At 61.4% G+C, this 20,069-nt stretch carries 14 protein-coding genes and 2 riboswitches; of the genes, 6 read left to right on the top strand and 8 right to left on the bottom strand.

Annotated elements, in window-relative coordinates:
* Positions 1 to 95: 95 nt before the first annotated feature.
* Together groL and WA157_RS00800 are read left to right on the top strand one after the other, a co-directional pair.
* Positions 96 to 1,733: a chaperonin GroEL gene (groL, locus tag WA157_RS00805; protein WP_422619134.1), complete on the top strand. Its 1,638-nt coding sequence runs from the start codon at positions 96 to 98 to the stop codon at positions 1,731 to 1,733.
* Positions 1,734 to 1,757: 24 nt separating this feature from the next.
* Entirely contained in the window at positions 1,758 to 2,216 is a 459-nt protein-coding gene (locus WA157_RS00800) for a host attachment protein (protein WP_422619133.1), read from the top strand.
* A 193-nt stretch (positions 2,217 to 2,409) separates the two neighbouring features.
* Here the strand turns inward: WA157_RS00800 and WA157_RS00795 are convergent, their stop codons facing one another.
* The 7 genes from WA157_RS00795 to WA157_RS00765 form a co-directional block, all read right to left on the bottom strand.
* Positions 2,410 to 4,179: an adenosylcobalamin-dependent ribonucleoside-diphosphate reductase gene (locus tag WA157_RS00795; RefSeq protein ID WP_422619132.1), complete on the bottom strand. Its 1,770-nt coding sequence runs from the start codon at positions 4,177 to 4,179 to the stop codon at positions 2,410 to 2,412.
* A 90-nt stretch (positions 4,180 to 4,269) separates the two neighbouring features.
* Complete coding sequence (locus WA157_RS00790) at positions 4,270 to 6,102, bottom strand: diguanylate cyclase (RefSeq protein ID WP_422619131.1); 1,833 nt, start codon at positions 6,100 to 6,102, stop codon at positions 4,270 to 4,272.
* A gap of 13 nt (positions 6,103 to 6,115) precedes the next feature.
* A complete protein-coding gene (locus WA157_RS00785; RefSeq protein WP_422619130.1) occupies positions 6,116 to 8,749 on the bottom strand; it encodes a chemotaxis protein CheB in 2,634 nt (877 codons plus the stop codon).
* 112 nt (positions 8,750 to 8,861) lie between these two features.
* The gene (locus WA157_RS00780) at positions 8,862 to 9,362 is read right to left on the bottom strand and encodes an acyl-CoA thioesterase (RefSeq protein WP_422619129.1); all 501 of its coding nucleotides are present in this window, start codon (positions 9,360 to 9,362) and stop codon (positions 8,862 to 8,864) included.
* A complete protein-coding gene (locus WA157_RS00775; RefSeq protein WP_422619128.1) occupies positions 9,359 to 9,952 on the bottom strand; it encodes a chorismate--pyruvate lyase family protein in 594 nt (197 codons plus the stop codon). Before WA157_RS00775 ends, WA157_RS00780 begins: the two co-directional genes overlap by 4 nt.
* The gene (locus WA157_RS00770) at positions 9,949 to 10,860 is read right to left on the bottom strand and encodes a DMT family transporter (RefSeq protein WP_422619127.1); all 912 of its coding nucleotides are present in this window, start codon (positions 10,858 to 10,860) and stop codon (positions 9,949 to 9,951) included. The genes WA157_RS00775 and WA157_RS00770 overlap by 4 nt, the downstream gene beginning before the upstream one ends.
* A 6-nt stretch (positions 10,861 to 10,866) precedes the next feature.
* On the bottom strand, positions 10,867 to 11,649 hold the full coding sequence (locus WA157_RS00765) for an SDR family oxidoreductase (RefSeq protein ID WP_422619126.1): 783 nt from the start codon (positions 11,647 to 11,649) through the stop codon (positions 10,867 to 10,869).
* A 136-nt stretch (positions 11,650 to 11,785) separates the two neighbouring features.
* Here WA157_RS00765 and WA157_RS00760 point away from each other — a divergent pair, with 136 nt between their 5' ends.
* The 4 genes from WA157_RS00760 to gcvP all read left to right on the top strand — a co-directional run bounded on the left by WA157_RS00760 (position 11,786) and on the right by gcvP (position 18,379).
* Positions 11,786 to 13,477: an electron transfer flavoprotein-ubiquinone oxidoreductase gene (locus WA157_RS00760; protein ID WP_422619125.1), complete on the top strand. Its 1,692-nt coding sequence runs from the start codon at positions 11,786 to 11,788 to the stop codon at positions 13,475 to 13,477.
* 8 nt (positions 13,478 to 13,485) lie between these two features.
* Positions 13,486 to 13,589: riboswitch (glycine riboswitch) on the top strand.
* A 22-nt stretch (positions 13,590 to 13,611) separates the two neighbouring features.
* Positions 13,612 to 13,752, top strand: a riboswitch (glycine riboswitch).
* Between the two features lie 38 nt (positions 13,753 to 13,790).
* Positions 13,791 to 14,966, top strand: coding sequence for a glycine cleavage system aminomethyltransferase GcvT (gcvT, locus tag WA157_RS00755; protein ID WP_422619124.1), 1,176 nt, complete (start codon positions 13,791 to 13,793; stop codon positions 14,964 to 14,966).
* Positions 14,967 to 15,005: 39 nt separating this feature from the next.
* Positions 15,006 to 15,380 (top strand): glycine cleavage system protein GcvH, encoded by a 375-nt coding sequence (gcvH, locus tag WA157_RS00750; RefSeq protein ID WP_422619123.1) that lies wholly within the window; start codon positions 15,006 to 15,008, stop codon positions 15,378 to 15,380.
* A 104-nt stretch (positions 15,381 to 15,484) separates the two neighbouring features.
* Complete coding sequence (gcvP, locus tag WA157_RS00745) at positions 15,485 to 18,379, top strand: aminomethyl-transferring glycine dehydrogenase (RefSeq protein WP_422619122.1); 2,895 nt, start codon at positions 15,485 to 15,487, stop codon at positions 18,377 to 18,379.
* A gap of 68 nt (positions 18,380 to 18,447) precedes the next feature.
* On the opposite strand, the gene WA157_RS00740 is transcribed toward gcvP, so the two are convergent.
* A complete protein-coding gene (locus tag WA157_RS00740) occupies positions 18,448 to 20,061 on the bottom strand; it encodes a methyl-accepting chemotaxis protein (protein WP_422619121.1) in 1,614 nt (537 codons plus the stop codon).
* Positions 20,062 to 20,069 lie beyond the last annotated feature (8 nt).

Here is a 20,069-nt window from a genome sequence, read left to right as displayed (position 1 = left end):
CCAAAAATGGCGCAGCGGGCGCGCTTGCGAATTGTCAAGCACGCACTGGAGCCCCGCTCCTAGGATGCATAAACGTCTTGTGCACAGTACCCATCATGAATCCCAAGCAACTTATTTTTCATGACGACGCCCGCGACAAAATTCGCCGTGGCGTTGACACGCTGGCTGAAGCAGTCAAGGTCACCCTTGGTCCGCGCGGACGCACCGTGATTCTGGAGCGCGACTTTGGCTCGCCGCAAATCGTCAACTCCGGCGTGCTGGTGGCCAAGTCGATCGAGCTGGAAGATCGCTTTGAGAACATGGGGGCGCAGCTGCTGCGCGAGGTGGCAGCACGTACCAGTGAAATGGCGGGCGACGGCACCACCACGGCCACCGTGCTGGCGCACAACATGATCCACGAGGGCTTGCGCTATCTGGCCGGCGGCATGAATCCGATGGACCTCAAGCGCGGCATCGAGATCGCCATCGACGCGGTGGTGGCAGAGCTCAAACAGCTGTCCAAGCCCTGTACCAGCTCGCAGGAGATTGCGCATGTGGCGGCGATCTCGGCCAACAACGATCGCTCCATTGGCGACCTGCTGGCCAGCGCGATCGACAAAGTCGGGCGTGAAGGGGCGATTTCGATCGAGGACGGTTCCGGCCTGGTCAGCGTGCTCGACGTGGTGGAAGGCATGCAGTTTGACCGCGGCTTTCTGTCGCCCTATTTCATTAACAATGCCGAGCGCCAGAGCGCGGTGCTCGAAGACGTCGCGATTCTGTTGTGTGAGGGGCGCCTGAGCTCACTGAAAGACCTACTGCCCCTGTTAGAGGAGATCGTCAAGGAGGGCCGGCCGCTGCTGGTCATTGCCGAGGAGGTCGACAACGATTCGCTGGCGGCGCTGGTGATCAACACGATACGCGGCACCCTGAAAACCTGCGCGGTCAAGGCGCCGGGCTTTGGCGACCGGCGCAAGGCGATGGTGCAGGACATTGCGGTGCTCACCGGTGGCAGCGTCGTGAGCGACGAAGTCGGGCTGACGCTGGGCAAGGTCAAGCTGTCGGACCTGGGGCGCGCCACCCGGGCTGAAATCAGCAAGGAAACCACGACCTTGATTGGCGGCGCCGGCGAGCCCAAGGCGATCAAGGAACGCATCGCCACCATCCGCAAGGAACGCGAGTTGGCGAGCAGCGACTATGACCGCGAGAAGCTGGACGAGCGCGCGGCCAAGCTGGCCGGTGGTGTGGCCTTGATCAAGGTCGGCGCCGCCACTGAAACCGAGTTGAAAGAGCGCAAGATTCGGGTCGAAGACGCCTTGCACGCCACCCGCGCGGCGGTTGAAGAAGGCATCGTGCCTGGGGGCGGCGTGGCACTGTTGCGCGCCCGGCGCGCCTTGCTCACCTTGACGGGCAGCACGCTCGATGAGACATCGGGCATACACCTGGTGGCTCGCGCCCTGGAAGAACCCCTGCGCTGCATCGTCAGCAATGCCGGTGATGAACCGTCGGTGATCCTGAACCGGGTTGATGAATCGCCGGACCCCGCTTTTGGCTACAACGCAGCGAGCCGCACGTATGGCGATATGCTGCAAATGGGCGTCATCGACCCGGCCAAGGTGACGCGGCTGGCCTTGCAAAACGCCGCCTCGATTGCCAGCCTGATTCTCGGCACCGCCTGCCTGATTGCCACCGCGCCCAAACCCTCACATGGAGACGAGACGCTCGACCCCGGTGGTGGCGCAGCGCCCATGTTTTGACCACCACAACACACGAGAAGCATCATGAAAAAAACCTGGATTCTGGTCGCCAATGCCTCACGGGCACGCCTTCTGGAGCGTCGGTCATCAGATCACGCGCTGATTGAGTTGGCTGACTTTGTCTATCCCGCCAAGAACCTGATTGACGAGGCCGCCGGCGGCGACCTGACGGGTGCGGCGGGCAAGGGCCACGGCCGCACCGGCCATGCGGGCACGCAATTTGAGCCCCAGATCGAGGTCAAAGACAAAGCCCGAGCCAACTTTGCCCGCCAGTTGGCCGACTACCTCAACCAGGGCGTGACCGAACGGCGTTGCGAGGCCTTGCTGCTGATCGCCAGCAGCCCGATGCTCGGGGAGATAAAACCCTTGTTGAGCAGTGCCGCAACCAGTATTCTGGAGCGCGCCGTCACGGGCGACCTGACGCGCTACCAGCATGCCGAGCTGCAGGAGCGTGTTGAGCGTGCGCTGCAGTTGCCGGTGTGATGGTTGCTATCTAAAACGTAGCATATTACGCTTTATTCACGGGGGCTACAGGCTGATTTTGTATAAATTATTCAATCCTGTCAGCCTGATGGCTTGCTCAATGATTCAGTCTCTTTGCAGCTGAAAAGATCGTCCGCAAATGACTTGATTGTTGGATCAGTGGACCAGTGAAACCCTGCAACCAGTTAACCAATCAAGTCAGGGCGGTCGGTAGATGGCCCTGGCGCTCGACTGAACAGCCTTTGAGCCCCAGTTCCCACGCCTGTTGCAACACCAGTCCCACATCCTGCACGCTGGCACTCGCAGGCAGATACACGGTTTTAGACAGCGCGTTGTCCACGTACGACTGCACCGCTGCCATCAGCTGCAACTGGTCTTCAGCGCTCACGTCCGCGTCTTGCACAAAGTGTTTCGGCCAGGGCGCGTCCGGTCCGTGCAGGGCTTGGTACTGGTGGCAGGCGGCGTTTTCAACGTCAAAAAACACGGCCTGCCCTTCAGCCCCGCGCACCCGGCGCATGGCCTGGAAAGCCCGCATGGGCTCTATGCCATTTGACACATTGTTGGCCAGCAAGCTGATGGACTCCGTGGGTGCCACCGCCAGCAGGTGGCTGTTGCGAATGCCGTGCTGCGCGATGGCGTCCTGCAGCGCGCGGTCGAGTCCCAGCACAAACGGACTGGCACCATATTTGAGCTTGTCGCAGGCGGGAAACGCGCCTTTCTCCTGGGCCAGCTCGACCGACGTACGGTAGGCGGTATCGCGGATGGCGTCCATGATTTCGCGCGTCAGGTCAATGCTCGCCGGTGAACCGTAACGCAGGCCCAGCATGGCCAGCATATCGGCCAGCCCGGTGACGCCCAGGCCAATGCGTCGGCTGGCCAGCGCACTCTTTTGCTGCGCTTTCAGGGGGAACAGGGAGATGTCGTACACGTCGTCCAGAAAGCGCGTTGCCACTGCCGCCACGGCCCGCAGACCACCCAGATCGACACTGGGGTGTGCGGCAAACGGCTGCTTGACAAACCGGCTCAGGTTGATCGACCCCAGATTGCACGCGCCCCAAGGTGGCAGCGGCACGCCGCCATCGGGGTTGGTCACCGTCAGATGCTCGTCATACCAGAGATTGTTGGCGCGGTTGATCCGGTCGATGAACAGCACGCCCGGCTCGCCACTGGCATGTTGGGCTTGCAGCAGTTTCTCCCACAAGGCGCGCGCGGGCACGCGCCGATGCACCAGGCACAGTTGCGGCGGTCCGCCGTCGGACCAGACGCGCTCGCACACTTCGCCGCCGACCGGAATCGGGTGTTCGCCCAGCGGGAAAACCAGCGGCCACGGACCGTCTTCCTGCAGCGCCTGCATGAACTCATCATTCAACAACACCGACAGCTTGAAGTGCGACAAGGCACCGGTGTCGAGTTTGACGTCGATAAAAGCTTCAATATCCGGGTGATCACAACGCAGCGTCGCCAGCATGGCGCTGCGGCGCCGGTTGCCCGCCTCCAGCACCGCGTTGGCCGCCTGCCAGACGTTCATGAACGAAACCGGCCCGCTGGCTACCGCGCCACTCGACTGCGCCAGCGCCAACGCGGGGCGCAGGGTAGAGAAGTCGATACCGATAGCACCGCCGGCCTGCAGGCACTGCATCGCCTCGCGCAGCGCATTGAAGATACCCTGCACCGAGTCCTCGATGGGCCCCATGGCCAGGCAATTGAACAGGGTCACGCGGCGCGAGGTGCCCGCGCCCGCCAATATGCGTCCGCCAGGCAGGAAGCGCCAATCGCTGAGCATCGCCAAAAAACGCTCGCGCCAATCATTCTGGTGGTAAGGTTCGGCGCCCGACACGGCCAATGCCACCCGCTCCCAGGTGTTCTCAATGGTGGGCTCCGGCACGCTGCCCGGCTCCGCCCACAAGTAGCGGGTGCGCCAGACATGCTCTGAAATTGCAGTGTCGAAGGAAGACTTGAACATGATGTGCCATCCGGATTCCGAGATGGTTTTAGCGTAGCCAGCGCCTGACGCAGGCGCTTGATGATTCGCAAAGGCGTCGCTAAGAGTGCGCTAAGGGGCGTCAGCCGGCCCCACTTCAAGGCGGTCGCGCCCCCCGTTCTTGGCTCGGTACAGCGCCGCGTCGGCCAGACTCAACAGAGCGGCAAACGAAGTCTCGCCCGACAAACAGCCCGCGCCAATGCTGACCGTGTACGCGATGAGATGGCCATTGACTTGCACCGGGTCGGCACGAACGCGGTCAACAATGCGTTGCGCCAGTGCGCGTCCGCCTTCGAGCGGGGTATTGGGCAACAGCACCGCAAACTCCTCGCCACCGATGCGCCCAATCAGATCGGACTCGCGCAACACACCGGTCACGGTTTGCACAAACTTTTGCAGAATCACATCGCCTGCGGCATGGCCATACCGGTCGTTGATGACCTTGAAATGATCCAGGTCCAGCATCAGCACCATCAGGGGCAAGGCATAGCGAATCGAGCGGACCACCTCCTGCTCGGCCAGGTTGAAGAAGTTGCGTCGACTCAGCGCGCCGGTCAGGGTGTCCCGATTGGCCAGCGTCAAGCTGTTCAATTCGGCGGTCTTGATTTGGGTCACGTCTTCGTGACTGACCACCAGCCGCTGCTCGCCATCGTGCACCGGTGTGACTTTCAGGCTGAACCAGCGCTTGTCCAGCGGGGTAAAGAACGGCTGGGCCAGCTGGAAATAGGGCAGCTCGCCGGCCAGGACCGCGCTGATGCCGGCCTGAGCGACCTGCACCGTTTGCGGGTCCTGTTCAGTCAGGCAAGCGAGAATTTTCAGATAGCTGCCCTCCTGGCAACAGGGGCGCGCCGCAAACCCGCTGTCAACGGTATATTGCCGCCACGCCGCATTGGTTTGCATCACCGTACCCGCCTGGTCGAGCACCGCGATATGGGCCGCCAGGGAATCAAACACCGCCTGCTGGAAATGGCTGGCAACCCGCAAGGCCTCTTCAGTCATTTTTTGCTTGCTGATGTCGACATGCGTACCGATCATGCGCTGGGGTTGACCGTGAGCGTTGCGGCTGACGACGGCGCCGCGGGAAAGCACCCATTTCCAGCTGCCATCCTTGCATTGGCCCCGAAATTCAATGAACGTGCTGGCGGTCTTGCCGCACAGGCACGCTTGATGCTCGCTGATCACACGATCCTTATCGTCGGGATGGATGCGGGCAACCCAGTCATCAAGGTGATGCCCGTATTCTTTCTCGGCAAAACCATAGAGTTGCTCGAAGCGCCTGGAAAAAACCTGCTCGCCCGTCACCACGTTCCAGTCCCACACACCATCGCCGGCAGCCTCCAGCGCCAGCTTCCAGCGTTCCTCGCTGGCGCGCAACTGTTCTTCTGCCATCCTGCGTTCGGTGATATCCACCAGAATGATCTGCCAGCCCTGGGCCGGCCCCAACCCTGCCACCTTGATTTGCACATGCGAGACCAGCGGCCCTTTGTTGGAAAATGTCAATTCACTGCTTTGCACGTCACCGGAGTTGGTGGCCTGCGCCAGCAAGGCATTGAACTGCGGACGGTCGGCGTCGGCCACGAAGAGCCCGAGCCGGCTCCCCAACAGGCGGGCGCGCTCGCGGCCCAACAGACTGGCCCCGGCGAGATTTAGCTTGGTGATGGCCCCGGCGGCGTCGAGTGAAAAAATGCCGACCGGCGCAAAATCGTTGAACTCGTTGCTTTGCGTGAGCGCCGACTCCAGTTGCATGCGGGTCGTGTTCAGGTGCTCGTTTTGCAGCTCCAGCTCAATTTGATGGATTTCGAGTTCTTCAAATAAACGTTGTGCTTCCGCGACGCTCAAGGTCTTGGCCGAGCTGGCGGTGCGCCCCAGGAATCGCTTGCGGGCGAGTTCGCGCAATTCATCCATGCTAAGCGGGTTTCTACGGAATCCCATCGCCATTCCCCTGTGGTTTCGCGTTGTCAGGCTGCGCCGCCAGCCGGGCCTGCGTGGCCCGCAACTCGGCTTCAAGCTTTTTACTCTTGGATATGTCCGAAAAGGTAATCACCAGGCCGTCAATCCGGTTCTCCTGCGTGCGATAAGGCATGGTGCGCACCTTGTACCAGCGGTCATCGACGGTAGGTACATCCTTTTCACAAAAAACCAGCGTACGCAATACGTCACGGGCGTCCTGCACCAGTTCGGGGTAGATCAGATCAGAGACGATGTCGGTGATGGGTCGTCCCATGTCGCCCGGAATGAGCTTGATGATGCGAGTGGTCTGCGGCGTAAAGCGCCGCACATGGAGCGCCTCGTCCAGAAACAAGGTGGCAATTTCGGTGCTGTCGAGCAGGTTTTTCATGTCGTTGCTGGCGCGCGCCAGGTCGGCCACTTTGGCCTGCAATTCATAGTTGACCGTCTGCAGTTCTTCGTTCATCGATTGCATCTCCTCCTTGGAGGTGGTCAGTTCCTCGTTGGCGGATTGCAGTTCTTCATTCAGCGACTGCAACTCTTCGTTGCTTGATCTCAGCTCTTCTTGCGTGGTTTGCATTTCTTCGCGCACTGATTTGGCATCCTCGCGCGACTGCTGCAGCGCCTGCAACAGGGTTTCAACCTGGGTGCCGTCAAAGACCAGGTCGACGCCTTTGGCTTGGGAGCGGCGATGGTGGGGCTTGGGGACGTCAAAGAGAACAATCAGCGCCAGGCCGCGCAGGGCTGCTGGCTCCTGCAAGGGCTGGACGACGACGTCAACATACTGCACCCCAGTCTCGCTGCTGATCTTGACGTTTTTGCGCGTGGCCAGGGTTTTGTCACGCAGCGCGCGGTGAAATGCTTCGCTCAGTGCCTGGTTGAGCCCGTCGCGCGCCATGGCGAACAGATTCAGGCTGGGCTTGCCCGCAGCGGGCTCCAGATAGCCTCCGGTTTTGCCGCTGAAATAAAGCGCGTCTCCCTTCTCTGTCACGAGCACCGCCGCTGGCGCGTAGCGGTGCAACACCAGCGTTTCCACCAGGACCTTCAGGCTGGGCGTGGTCGGCAAGCCGTCGCTCGTCAGGGCGGCTGCGCCCGCCCCCACCCTGCCATGCGCCTGCACAAACGTCGCCGGAACACCGACTCGCAGCGCCCGATCCGGCGCATCCAGGCGCCGGTAAAGTCGTGATTTGCCCGGCAAGGGGGCAAATAATTCAGTGGCGGCCCCAATCGACTCGGCGCTACCCAGCAGCAAGAAACCGCCCGCACTGAGGCTGTAATGAAACAGCTGCATCAGCGTCGCCTGCAACTCGGCTTCCAGGTAGATCAGCAGGTTGCGGCAACTCAACAGGTCGAGTTTTGTGAAGGGTGGATCGACAATGAGGTTGTGCTCGGCAAAGATCACCATCTCGCGAATTTCATTGTTGATCCGGTAGCCGGCAGCGTCGTCCACAAAAAAGCGGGCCAGACGCTCTTCCGACACATCGGCGGCAATAGAACGCGGGTAGATGCCGTTGCGCGCCGTGGCAATGGCGTCGCGGTCCAGATCAGAGGCAAAAATCTGAAGCGTGAAGCGCGGCTCTGGCTTGGCCAGCTCCAGCGCCTCCTTGAAAACCATGGCCAGCGAATACGCCTCTTCGCCGGTCGAGCAGCCGGGCACCCAGGCGCGCAGTGCGGCACCCTGCGGGTGCCTTGCGAGCAACGCGGGCAGGACCTCGTTTTTGAGCTGATTCCATACCGAAGAGTCGCGAAAGAAACTGGTCACCCCAATCAGCAACTCATTGAACAACAGCTCGGACTCGTCCGGGTTTTCACGCAAATAGCGCAGGTACTCGGAGACATGCGGCAGTTGATGCAGGCCCATGCGCCGCTCAACACGCCGCAAAATGGTGGATTTTTTGTAAAACGAAAAATCGTGGCCGGTCTGGTTGCGCAGCAACAGAATCACTTTATCGAGAAAACCGTCATCCTTTTGATCCGATTGAAGCCGGACGTCGGCTGCGACGGCAAGCTGGCTGCGCCCCGCATAGGCCATTATTTTGAGCGGCAACTCCTCGGCCGGGGCCACCACGTCGGCCACACCGGCCTCCAGCGCAGTGCGCGGCATGCTGTCAAACTGGGCGCTCGCGGGGGTTTGCACAAAACACGCGCCAGCGGCCTGGCGGATGGCGCGCAAGCCTTGGGTGCCGTCTGAACCCATGCCGGAGAGGATGACGCCGATGCTGTTTTGCTGCTGGTCATCGGCCAGCGACTTGAAAAAGAAATCAATGGGTAAGCACAGACCTCGAGGCTCAGGCTGTGCCAGCAAATGCAGCACGCCGTTGAGCAAGGACAGATCGCGGCCCGGCGCAATGACATAAACATGATTGGGCTCGACCAGCGTCTGGTCTCGCACCTCGGCCACCGGCAGCGGGGTATGACGTTGCAGCAACTCCACCAGCATGCCTTCGCGCTTGGGGTCCAGATGTTGCACGATCACATAGGCCAGACCACTGTCAGGCGGCACCTGCGAAAAAAATTGCTCCAGCGCCACCAGACCCCCGGCGGAGGCGCCAATACCGACGATGGAAAAAGGTCGCTCCCTGGGCGCTAAGCCGTTTCTATTCAATCAACCTCCGATGAGCGTCTGTTCAAGCAATTACCGCAGACTGTACACAATCTTGCAACAGTATCTCAATAAGGACGGGGGCTGGGGGCTGGAGCCTGACTTTGTCTACAAACTAGCTCACCAGCTCGCGCATCCAGTCGGGCAACGTGGTGGCCTTTTGCTTCGGAAAATCGACCCAGATGGTGGTGGCGCCACCGGCGGCGTAAATCACACCCGGCTGGTCAGCGCGCTCCAGGGTGGCCCAACTCTCAAAGGTGGTACGGCCGGGGTCGCTGACGTACATTTTCATCACGACGTCGCCGGGGTATTCGAGCTGCTTGTAGAAGTTGCAGAAGGCGTTGACGATCACCGGACCTTGGGTTTTGGGGTCAGACGCCAATTTCGCAGCGACGCCTGGCGTCGCCCCCGAAGGGCCAGCCATTTGGCTGGGCGAATTTGGACTCTGACCCCAAAAACCACAGCCGATGGAACGCATCCAGTCGATACGACAGGTTTCCAGATAGCGGAAGTAGGTGGTGTTGTTGACGTGGTTCATCGCATCCATGTCGCCCCAGCGAATCGGGATGACCATCTGGAAGACGAGCTTTTTTTGCTCTGGAATCTCGAATTTCATGGTTTCGTCCTTGGTAAAGCAGGTGGCCCGCGGCGTGTCTTGGTGGTCAGCCAGCCCCAGGGCGCATCCGGTGCTGCAAACACTTCCATCACCAGCAGCGGTGCCGCGCCGCGCGTGAAGACCGAGCGCCGCGCGGGCAGCGCGCGGCTGGCCAATGCTGCGCCGGTGGCGTCCAGCCAGGCGTGTGCCACATGGCGATGCAGCGCACTGGCGGTTTGCAGACTGGCAAATTGCAGCGGCGTGCGCGCGATGCCGTGTTGCACGAACAGCACGTCGGCCAGTGGCCGCGTGCCCAGGCCCCGGATGGAGCGCCACGGCCCTTGTGAGTGCGGGTGCGCGGTGACGCTGCGGGCAAACACCACAGCAACATCGTCCACGCGCAACAGCACCTCGCGCACATAGCCGACCTTGAGTCTGGTCAGACCCAGGGCGCTGGCCTCATCGGGGTCTAGCGCTTGCAGGCCCTGGCTGAGCACCTGCACGCTAAAACGCTGCCCCGCAGCCGCCAGCCGAGCGCTGAGCGAGCCGGTCGCTCCGACCCAGCGTTTGCGGCTGCCGCGCTGCACATTGCGCTTGCTCCAGACCTTCATCGATGGGCCCGAATGCTGGCCAGAATACCCAGCGTGAACAGCACGGCGGCGAGCAATTGCAGCGCGCCGGGCCAGGCCTGGTCCCACAAAAACGAGTAGCACAGGGCAAACAAGGTCTCGCTGACAATCAGTTGGCCGCACAAACTGACACTCAGGCGCTGGCTGGCGATGTTCCACAAAATGCTGGCGGCCCACGCGGAGCCCACCCCCGTTACTATGCAAATAATAGCTGCTTGTGCAGGCTGTTCAAGGGCTAACAGCACTTTTGGCTCCGAACCTGCGACCAGCCAGAGCAGCGCCGCGCCAACACCGGTGGCCATGCCGAGCCAGTTGGTCCACTCGGTGGCGGTGACCTCCGGGTGGCGCTTGAGCCAGGCCGCGTTCAGGATGGCAAACGCCGTCCAGCACAGCATCGCCGCTGTCGCCAGTGCAACACCGCTCCAGAAGCGGGTACCGTCAGGCTCAATCACCAAAGCGCCTGCTGGGTGCGCCGTGAACGTGGCGTTCATCATCAGCAGCAGACCGGTTGCGGTGAGCAGCAAGCCGGGCAACAGGGATGACCATTTCAGTCCCAAGGGCTTGCCCAGCAGCATGACCCACAGAGGAATGGTGCCAATGATGAGCGTGGGCACCTCGGTACCGGCACGCCCAATCGCCAGTGCCAGCAGCAGGTAGTAGCCGGTAGCGCCGAGCAGGCTCATGCCGAGGGCCGTGACGGCTTGGCGCGCTGTGGGCAGTTTGTGGCTGGCCCAGGTAAACCCCATCGACAACGCCGACATGAGGCCGTAGCTGACAAAACGACCGGCGGTGAGGTCAACCGATGACAGCCCTGGCGTCATGCGCGGCACCACAAAAACCAGTCCCCACAAGGCGCCCGCAGCGAGCCCGGCCAGAATTCCTTTCAGCATCCCTGCTTAAACGCCAAAACCATCGTCGGCCGAGATCACGGCGCCGTTGATGAAATGGCTTTGGTCCGAACACAGCATGACCAGCACAGCGTCCAGGTCTTTGGCCTGCCCAACGCGTTTGCGTGGCAGCATCTGCACCAGCTTTTTACCCTGTTCGGTGTGCCAGTGCTGGTGGTTGATCTCGGTGTCGATGTAGCCGGGACAAATGGCGTTGACGTTGATGCCAAACCGGCCCCATTCCAGCGCCATGGCGCGGGTCATTTGCACCACCGCTGCCTTGCTCATGCAATAGACCCCAATTTGCGGCAGCACGCGCAGGCCCGCCATCGAGGCAATGTTGACGATGCGCCCACCCGTGAAGGTGCCGGGCGCTGCGCCTTTGGAGCGCGCCAGCATGCGCTTGCCGACCTCTTGCGCGACAAAAAAAGCACCTTTGACGTTGGTGTCGAACACATAGTCATAGTCGTCTGGTGACACGTCCTGCAGGCGTTGCGTGGTGCTGACGCCCGAGTTGTTGACCAGGATGTCAATCGAGCCGACTTCGGTCTCGGCATGCGCCACGGCCGACTTGATGGAGTCGATGTCGGTCACATCGAGTTCAAGCGCATGGGCGTCACCGCCCTGACCTTCGATTTCGGCGCGCAAATCCTTGAGTTTGTCCAGTCGGCGACTCGCCAGCACCACGGCAGCACCGGCGCTGGCCAGGGTTTTGGCAAATTGGGCACCCAAGCCACTGGAGGCCCCGGTGATGAATGCCACCCGGCCTGAAAGATCAATGTTGTAAGCCATTTAGAGAGTCTCCATCAATAACAAAAGAACGACCGTTCTATTTTGCAAAATCAACGCCTAAAATCGCTTCTGCGTTCGACAATCACGGGTCGCGGTCCATTCCCGGACCATGCCCCATTATCAGATGAGTTCAACCATGACAAACCAGGAAATCTTGGCCCAGTTTGGCCCCCGTGAAGCGATGGAATACGACGTCGTTGTTGTTGGAGGCGGCGTTGCCGGCCTGTCCACCGCCATCCGCCTCAAGCAACTGGCCACTGAAAAAGGCCGGGAGCTGTCGGTGGTGGTGCTGGAAAAAGGCGCCGAGCCCGGCGCGCACATCCTCTCGGGCGCCATCATGGACCCCGTTGCCATGAATGAATTGTTCCCCGACTGGAAGGCCATGGGCGCGCCCCTGAACCAGCCGGTGACCGATGACGCCATGATGTTCCTGAGTGAAACCTCGGGCTATCGCACGCCCAATTTTCTGCTGCCCAAATGCAGCCATAACCACGGCAACTACATCATCAGCCTGGGCGAGCTGACGCGCTGGCTGGCGACACAGGCCGAAAGCATGGGCGTGGAAATATTCCCCGGCTTTGCCGCCGCTGAAGTGCTTTACACCGAACAAGGTGCCGTCAGGGGTGTGGCCACAGGCAACATGGGTGTGAACAAGGAGGGTGAGCCGGGCGAAAACTTCCAGATCGGCATGGAACTGCTGGCCAAATACACCATTTTTGCCGAAGGCTCGCGCGGTCATTTGGGGCGCCAGCTGATTGCCAAGTACAAGCTTGACGAGGGCTGTGATCCGCAAAGTTATGGTTTGGGCATCAAGGAGGTATGGGAGGTGGACCCCTCGCGCCATCAGCCGGGCTTTGCCATGCACACCGCGGGCTGGCCGCTGGACAACAGCACCTACGGCGGCTCCTTCATGTACCACATGGGGGACAACAAGATCGCCTTGGGCTTCATCACCGGGCTGAACTACCAGAACCCATTCTTAAGCCCGTTCGAGGAGTTCCAGCGCTGGAAGACCCATCCCAATGTGCGCTGGTACTTTGAGAACGACAAAGGCGAAGTCACCGCCAAGCGGCTGGCCTACGGCGCGCGCAGCATCACCGCCGGGGGCCTGATGGCGCTGCCCAAGACCGTGTTCCCGGGCGGCGCCCTGGTGGGTTGCGAAGCGGGCTTCTTGAACGTGAGCCGCATCAAGGGCAGCCACACGGCCATCAAGACCGGCATGCTGGCAGCCGAGGCGGCTTTTGAGGCCGTCACGGCCGGGCGTCAGCATGACGAACTGCTCGCTTACCCCGAGGCGTTTGAGAAGAGCTGGGTCTATACCGAGCTCAACAAATCGCGCAACTTCAAGGCCTGGTTCAAGTATGGCTTGCGGGTGAGCACCCTGATAAACGGTTTCGAGCAGTTTGGACTGGGAGGCAACATGCCCTGGACCATTCACCGTGACAAGCCCGACCATGCCTACCTCAAACCCGCCGCCGAGTGCCAACCCATTGTTTACCCCAAGCCCGACGGCAAGCTCACCTTTGACCGCTTGAGCAGCGTCTTCATCGGCAACGTCAACCATGAAGAAAATCAGCCCGCGCACTTGACACTCAAAGACGCGTCGGTGCCGGTTGCCATCAACCTGGCCAAGTTTGCCGGCCCCGAGGCGCGCTACTGCCCGGCCGGGGTTTATGAGTTTGTCAAGAACGATGACGGCACCGATCGTCTGCAGATCAACGCCTCCAACTGCGTGCACTGCAAGACCTGCGACATCAAGGATCCGACGCAGAACATCGTCTGGGTCACGCCTGAAGGCGGCGGCGGGCCCAATTACGCCGGGATGTAGTTGTAGAATCTTGCGGGTCAGGAGAGAGCCGCCCCTTGAGGTGGCCGCCGAAGGCGCAGAGTTGCTGATCGCAGCAGTTTGAACGCTCAGGCAAAAGGACTGACAAACGCTCCAAACCTTGCAAGAGGTTGGAGCGATTCCCCACTGGAGAGAGGTCACCGCTGACGCTTGGGCGCTGCGGCTGATCCACCGAAGGAGCAACCCGCAGTCTGTCAGCCAGCATGGCATGCACAGGCGCGGCGAATCTCTCAGGTAAAGCGGACAGCGGGGGCAGCCCATGGCTTGGACAGCAGTCGAGGCCATGGAATTTGACATGCCCCTTTTCCTTTATTGGAGTTCGCTGATGACGACCGCGCTTGAGAGCCTTCTGAAAACCCCGCTCAACGACCTGCATGTGTCGCTCGGCGCCCGCATGGTGCCCTTTGCCGGCTATTCCATGCCGGTGCAGTACCCGGCAGGCCTGATGTTTGAACACAAACATACGCGCACCGCCGCAGGCCTGTTTGACGTGTCCCACATGGGCCAGTTGCGCCTGGTCGGGCCCGATGCTGGCGCCGCGTTGGAGAGCCTGATTCCGGTCGATGTGATCGATTTGCCGGTCGGCAAACAGCGCTACGGCCTGCTGCTCAACGACGAAGGCGGCATCATCGATGACCTGATGTTCGTCAACCGGGGCAGCGATATTTTTGTCATTGTCAACGGCGCTTGCAAGGCCGGTGACATCGCGCACATTCAGGCCAAGATCGGCAGCCGGTGTCAGGTGATTCCGATGCCGGAACGCGCCCTGCTGGCACTGCAAGGCCCGCTGGCCGTGGCCGCCCTGTCGCGCCTGGCACCGGGTGTTGAAAAGCTGGTGTTCATGACCGGTGGCAACTTCACCATCCAGGCGGGCGATCAGCGCATTGACGTGTTCCTGACCCGCAGCGGCTACACCGGCGAAGATGGTTTTGAGATTTCAGTGCTCGATTCCCAGGCGCAAGCGCTGGCGCAGGCACTGCTGGCGCAACCCGAAGTCAAACCGATTGGCCTGGGCGCACGCAATTCGCTGCGGCTGGAGGCCGGTCTGCCGCTCTATGGCAACGACATTGACACAACGACCACACCGGTTGAAGCGAGTTTGCAATGGGCCATGCAAAAGGTGCGCCGCGCTGGCGGGGCGCGCGCTGGCGGCTTTCCGGGTGCTACAAAAATACTAGCGCAACTCGCAGGTGGTACGGGGGCTGCAGCCCGAAAACGTGTTGGACTTCTGGCGCTGGAGCGCATTCCCGTGCGCGAACATATCGAATTGCAGGATTTGAATGGTCAGCACATTGGCGAAGTGACCAGTGGCTTGCTTGGCCCCACCATCGACCAGCCCATCGCCATGGGCTACGTGCCAACCGCGTTGGCCACCTTGGGGACACGCATCAACGCCATCGTGCGCGGTAAACCGGTGCCGATGGAAGTGGTGGCGATGCCGTTTGTGCCGACCAACTACTTCCGCGGTTAATTTTCTTGTTTCTTCATCTTATTTTTCTTCGAGAACCCTATGAGCATCAAATACACCCCCGACCACGAATGGATCAACATTGACGGCAACCTCGGTACCGTCGGCATCACGGCCCATGCGCAGGACGCTTTGGGCGACGTGGTGTTTGTCGATTTGCCTGAAGTGGGCAAGACCTACGCGCAAAAAGACGCCGCCGCCGTCGTCGAGTCCGTCAAGGCCGCCGCTGACGTGTACATGCCCGCCAACGGTGAAATCGTGGAAGTCAACGAAGCCCTGCGTGCCGACCCGTCACTGGCCAATAGCGATCCGCTGGGCGCGGGCTGGTTCTTCAAGGTCAAACTGGCCAACCCGGCTGATCTGGACACACTGATGGACGAGACCAGCTACACCAGCTACGCGGCTGACGCGCACTGATCGCCACGCCCCACCGTTCGGGCTGAGCCTGTCGAAGCCCTTGCCCATTTCCAGTTTCGCTGGCCCTTCGACAGGCTCAGGGCGAACGGATGATCGAGCCTGCCATGCCCACGACCTCTACCCCCTCTCTGTCTGAACTAGAAAACCCCTCTGAATTTATCGCCCGCCACATTGGCATTGATGCGGCCGACGAAGCCGTCATGCTGCACGCTGTGGCTGCCACGTCGCGCAGCGCGTTGATCGACGCCATCGTGCCGCGCAGCATCGCGCGTAGCCAGGCCATGAACATCCCCGCGCCGATTACCGAGGCCGCGGCACTGGCCGAGCTCAAAGCCATGGCCGCCAAAAACAAGGTGTTCAAGAGCTACATCGGCCAGGGCTATTACGGCACCCACACGCCCGGCGTGATCTTGCGCAACATCCTTGAAAACCCGGCCTGGTACACCGCCTACACGCCCTACCAGGCCGAGATCAGCCAGGGCCGCATGGAAGCGCTGGTCAACTTTCAAACCATGGTGATGGACTTGACCGGCATGCCGATGGCCAATGCATCGATGCTGGACGAAGCCACCGCCGCAGCTGAGGCCATGACCATGGCGCAGCGCGCCAGCAAATCGAAATCGACCACATTTTTTGTCGACCTTGAGGTGCTGCCGCAAACGCTGGCCGTGATCAAGACCCGTGCCGAGCCGCTGGGCATTGAGGTCAAAACCTGCAAGGGCGATGAGGCCTTGGGGCAAGACAGCTTTGCGGTGCTGCTGCAATACCCCGGTGTGAGCGGTGTGGTGCGTGATGACCGCGAGTGGATCAAAGCCTACAAGGCCAAAGGCGGTATCGTCATCATGGCCGCAGACCTGCTGGCGCTGACCCTGCTCACCCCACCCGGTGAACTGGGCGCGGACATTGCCGTTGGAACCACGCAGCGTTTTGGCACGCCGATGGGCAACGGTGGCCCGCACGCCGCCTACATGGCGTGCCGCGACGAATACAAACGCACCATGCCCGGCCGCCTGGTGGGCGTGAGTATCGATACGCACGGCAACCCGGCCTACCGGCTGGCGCTGCAAACGCGTGAGCAGCACATCCGCCGCGAAAAAGCCACCTCGAACATCTGCACCGCGCAAGTGCTGCCCGCCGTGGTGGCGAGCATGTTTGCCGTCTATCACGGGCCCGCAGGTTTGAAGCGCATTGCGCAGCGGGTGGCGGCTTTGACGGCGGTATTGGCGCAAGGCTTACTGGCCCTGGGTTACAAAACAGCCAACACCAGCGCCTTTGACACACTCACGGTGAACACCGGTGACGCTACCAATTTAATAGCTACTAACGCCCTCTCCAAGGGGGCTAACCTGCGATTTGCCTCCAACAGTTCATTAAGCGTGTCGCTGGACGAAACCAGCACCCGCGCCGATGTGGAAGCGCTACTGCGCTTCTTTGCCAAGCCCGGACAAACCGTGCCCCAGGTCAGTGACTTCGAGCAAGCCGCCAGCACCCTGCTGCCCGCTGCCCTGCTTCGCGCCAGCAGCTACCTGACGCACCCGGTCTTTAACACCCACCACAGTGAAACCGGCATGCTGCGCTACATCCGCCGCCTCTCTGACCTTGACCTGGCGCTGGACCGCAGCATGATCCCGCTGGGCAGTTGCACCATGAAGCTCAACGCCACGAGCGAGATGATTCCGATCACCTGGCCCGAGTTTGCCGACATTCACCCCTTCTGCCCGGCGAATCAGCGCGAGGGCTATGCCGAGCTGGACGAGCAACTGCGCGCCTGGTTGTGCCAGGCCACCGGTTACGCCGGCATCAGCCTGCAACCCAATGCCGGCAGCCAGGGCGAATACGCGGGCATGATGGCGATTCGTGGCTACCACGCCGCGCGCGGCCAGAGCCAGCGCAACATCTGCCTGATTCCCTCCAGCGCCCACGGCACCAACCCCGCCAGCGCCACCATGGCCGGTTTCAAGGTGGTGGTGACCGCGTGTGATGCCAACGGCAATGTCGACATGGTCGACCTGAAGACGAAGTGCGAGCAATACAGCGCCAACCTGGGCGCAGTGATGATCACCTACCCCAGCACCCACGGTGTGTTTGAGACCAGCGTGAAAGACCTGTGCGCCTTGGTGCATTCCCATGGCGGGCGCGTTTACGTGGACGGCGCCAACATGAACGCCCTGGTGGGCCTGGCCGCACCCGGTGAGTTTGGCGGCGACGTGAGCCACCTGAACCTGCACAAAACCTTCTGCATTCCGCACGGCGGCGGCGGCCCCGGCGTCGGCCCGGTGTGCGTGGTGGCTGATTTGGTGCCGTATTTGCCGGGTCACGCTGAGGCGAACGGCATCGGCGCAGTCGCGGCTGCGCCATTGGGCAATGCCTCGGTCCTGCCCATCAGCTGGATGTACTGCCGCATGATGGGCGCTGCAGGCTTGAAGGCCGCCACCGAGGTCGCCATCCTGAGCGCCAACTACATCAGCGTCCGGCTCAAAGACCACTACCCGACCCTCTACACCAGTTCGACAGAGGACGGCAAGCCGGGTCGTGTCGCGCACGAGTGCATTCTGGATTTACGCCCCTTGAAAGAAACCAGTGGTGGCGTCCACGGCGTCAGCGCCGAAGACGTGACCAAGCGCCTGATGGACTATGGCTTTCATGCGCCCACCCTGAGCTTTCCGGTACCCGGCACGCTGATGGTGGAGCCCACCGAGAGTGAAACGCTGGATGAGCTGGATCGCTTCATCAATGCCATGATCGCCATCCGCGAGGAGATTGCCAAGGTCGAACAAGGTCTTTGGCCGCAGGGAAACAACCCGCTCAGCCACGCGCCGCATACGGCCGCAGCGCTCCTCGGCGAGACGTGGGATCGGCCCTATTCCAGAGAACTGGCCGCGTTCCCGGTACCCAGCCTGAAATCATCCAAATACTGGGTGCCGGTGGGCCGTATCGACAACGTCTATGGTGACCGCAATCTGTTCTGCCGCTGTGTGCCGGTCAGTGATGGGCAGTAAGCCAAGGCCCTCGCGGGCCGTGGCCGAATAGATAAAATTTGCGCTGGTGCCTTGACTGCAAACTGGCGCTAGCGCAACCGCACCAAGGCCTGGCTGCCGCTTGCGCCGACATACTGTTCCAGCTTGAACGAAGCTGCCAAACCAGCGAGTTCACGCGCCTGATCCTGCAGGGCGTTGGAGGCGGCCGAGGTCTGCTCCACCAGCGCGGCGTTTTGCTGCGTCACGCCGTCCAGATGGGTGACGGCCTGGTTGATCTGGGCAATGCCGGCTGACTGTTCGCGGCTGGCCAAGGCGATTTCTCCCACGATGTCGGCCACGCGCTGGATGCCGGCGACGATCTCCTGCATGGTGGCGCCTGCCTGGGCGACCTGCGCCGTGCCCACGCCGACCTTCTGAACCGAGTCTGAAATCAGCGTCTTGATCTCTTTGGCCGCTTCGGCACTGCGTTGCGCCAGGCTGCGCACTTCGGCCGCCACCACGGCAAAGCCGCGGCCCTGTTCACCGGCACGCGCTGCTTCCACGGCGGCGTTAAGTGCCAGGATGTTGGTCTGGAAGGCGATACCGTCGATGACCGCAATGATGTCCACAATCTTGCGCGATGAGGTGTTGATGGCTTCCATGGTGTCGACCACTTGCGCCACCACCGCCCCACCCCGGCTCGCCACGTCCGAGGCTGATGCCGCGAGCTGGTTCGCCTGGGCGGCGTTGTCGGCGTTGGCCTGCACGGTGCTGGTCAACTCCTCGGAGGCGGAGGCGGTTTTTTCCAGCGAACTGGCTTGTTCCTCGGTGCGCCTTGACAAGTCCAGCGTGCCAGTGGCCACTTCGGTCGACGCGTTGGCAATGGAATCGGAGCCGTTGCGCACCTGGCCGATGACATGGTGCAGTTTGCTGCGCATGGTGTCCATGTGCAGCAGCAGGTCGCCAATTTCGTCGCGACCGGTGTGCGGCACGGCGTGTGACAAGTCGCCCCCCGCAATAGCGGTGGCAGTTTCATTGGCCAGCTTGAAACCATGGCGCATGCGTGTCAGCAGGGTGAATGTGAGCAGTGTCGCAGGCGTGGCAGCGATCAAAATCACCAGCCCAAACGCGATCAGCGCCGTGCGAAAGCGACTTTGGGCCGCCGCGTAGGCTTCATTCGCCTTCTTGACCTGGTAGTCCCGGTAGACCAGCAGCGACTTGACAGCGGCTTCACCTTCTTCACGACTGGCCTTGAGGAAGGCTGTCATGGTGGCCGGGCTGAAGTCGTTTGACTGGATCGCGTTGACCGCCTGGTCAAGCTTGTCGCGCCAGGCTGTGCGGCTGGTTTTGGTGGCCTCGAAAACAGCTTTTTCCTCCGGGCTTGCCAAGGCGGATTCCATCAACTTGAAAATCCGGTTTGCCTCGACACGGTTGGCGGCAATCGCCTCAGTATGGACGCTGGTGGCGTGCTCATGAACAGAGGCCAGTGGCCCGTCCGGCGCATGTTGGAACGCCAGCAAAACCTGCAGGCGGTTCTGCACGATTTTGTCGATCGACTGGTCCGCCAGCAGGGCGGGTTGCATGGCGCCATCGTGCAAAGTCTTGATACTCTCCCGCGCCGACGCCTGGCCCCAATAGCTGACACCGATCACGGCCCACATGGCGGCCGAGAAAATGACAACCACAGCGATAAAGCGGTGCGTGATGCGAATGTTTTCAAACATAGAGGCTC

The organism is Rhodoferax ferrireducens (assembly GCF_049302455.1).
Lineage (GTDB): Bacteria > Pseudomonadota > Gammaproteobacteria > Burkholderiales > Burkholderiaceae_C > Rhodoferax > Rhodoferax ferrireducens_B.
Note: the sequence above shows the minus strand (reverse complement) of the source record. Positions and strands in the feature narration are given on the sequence as shown.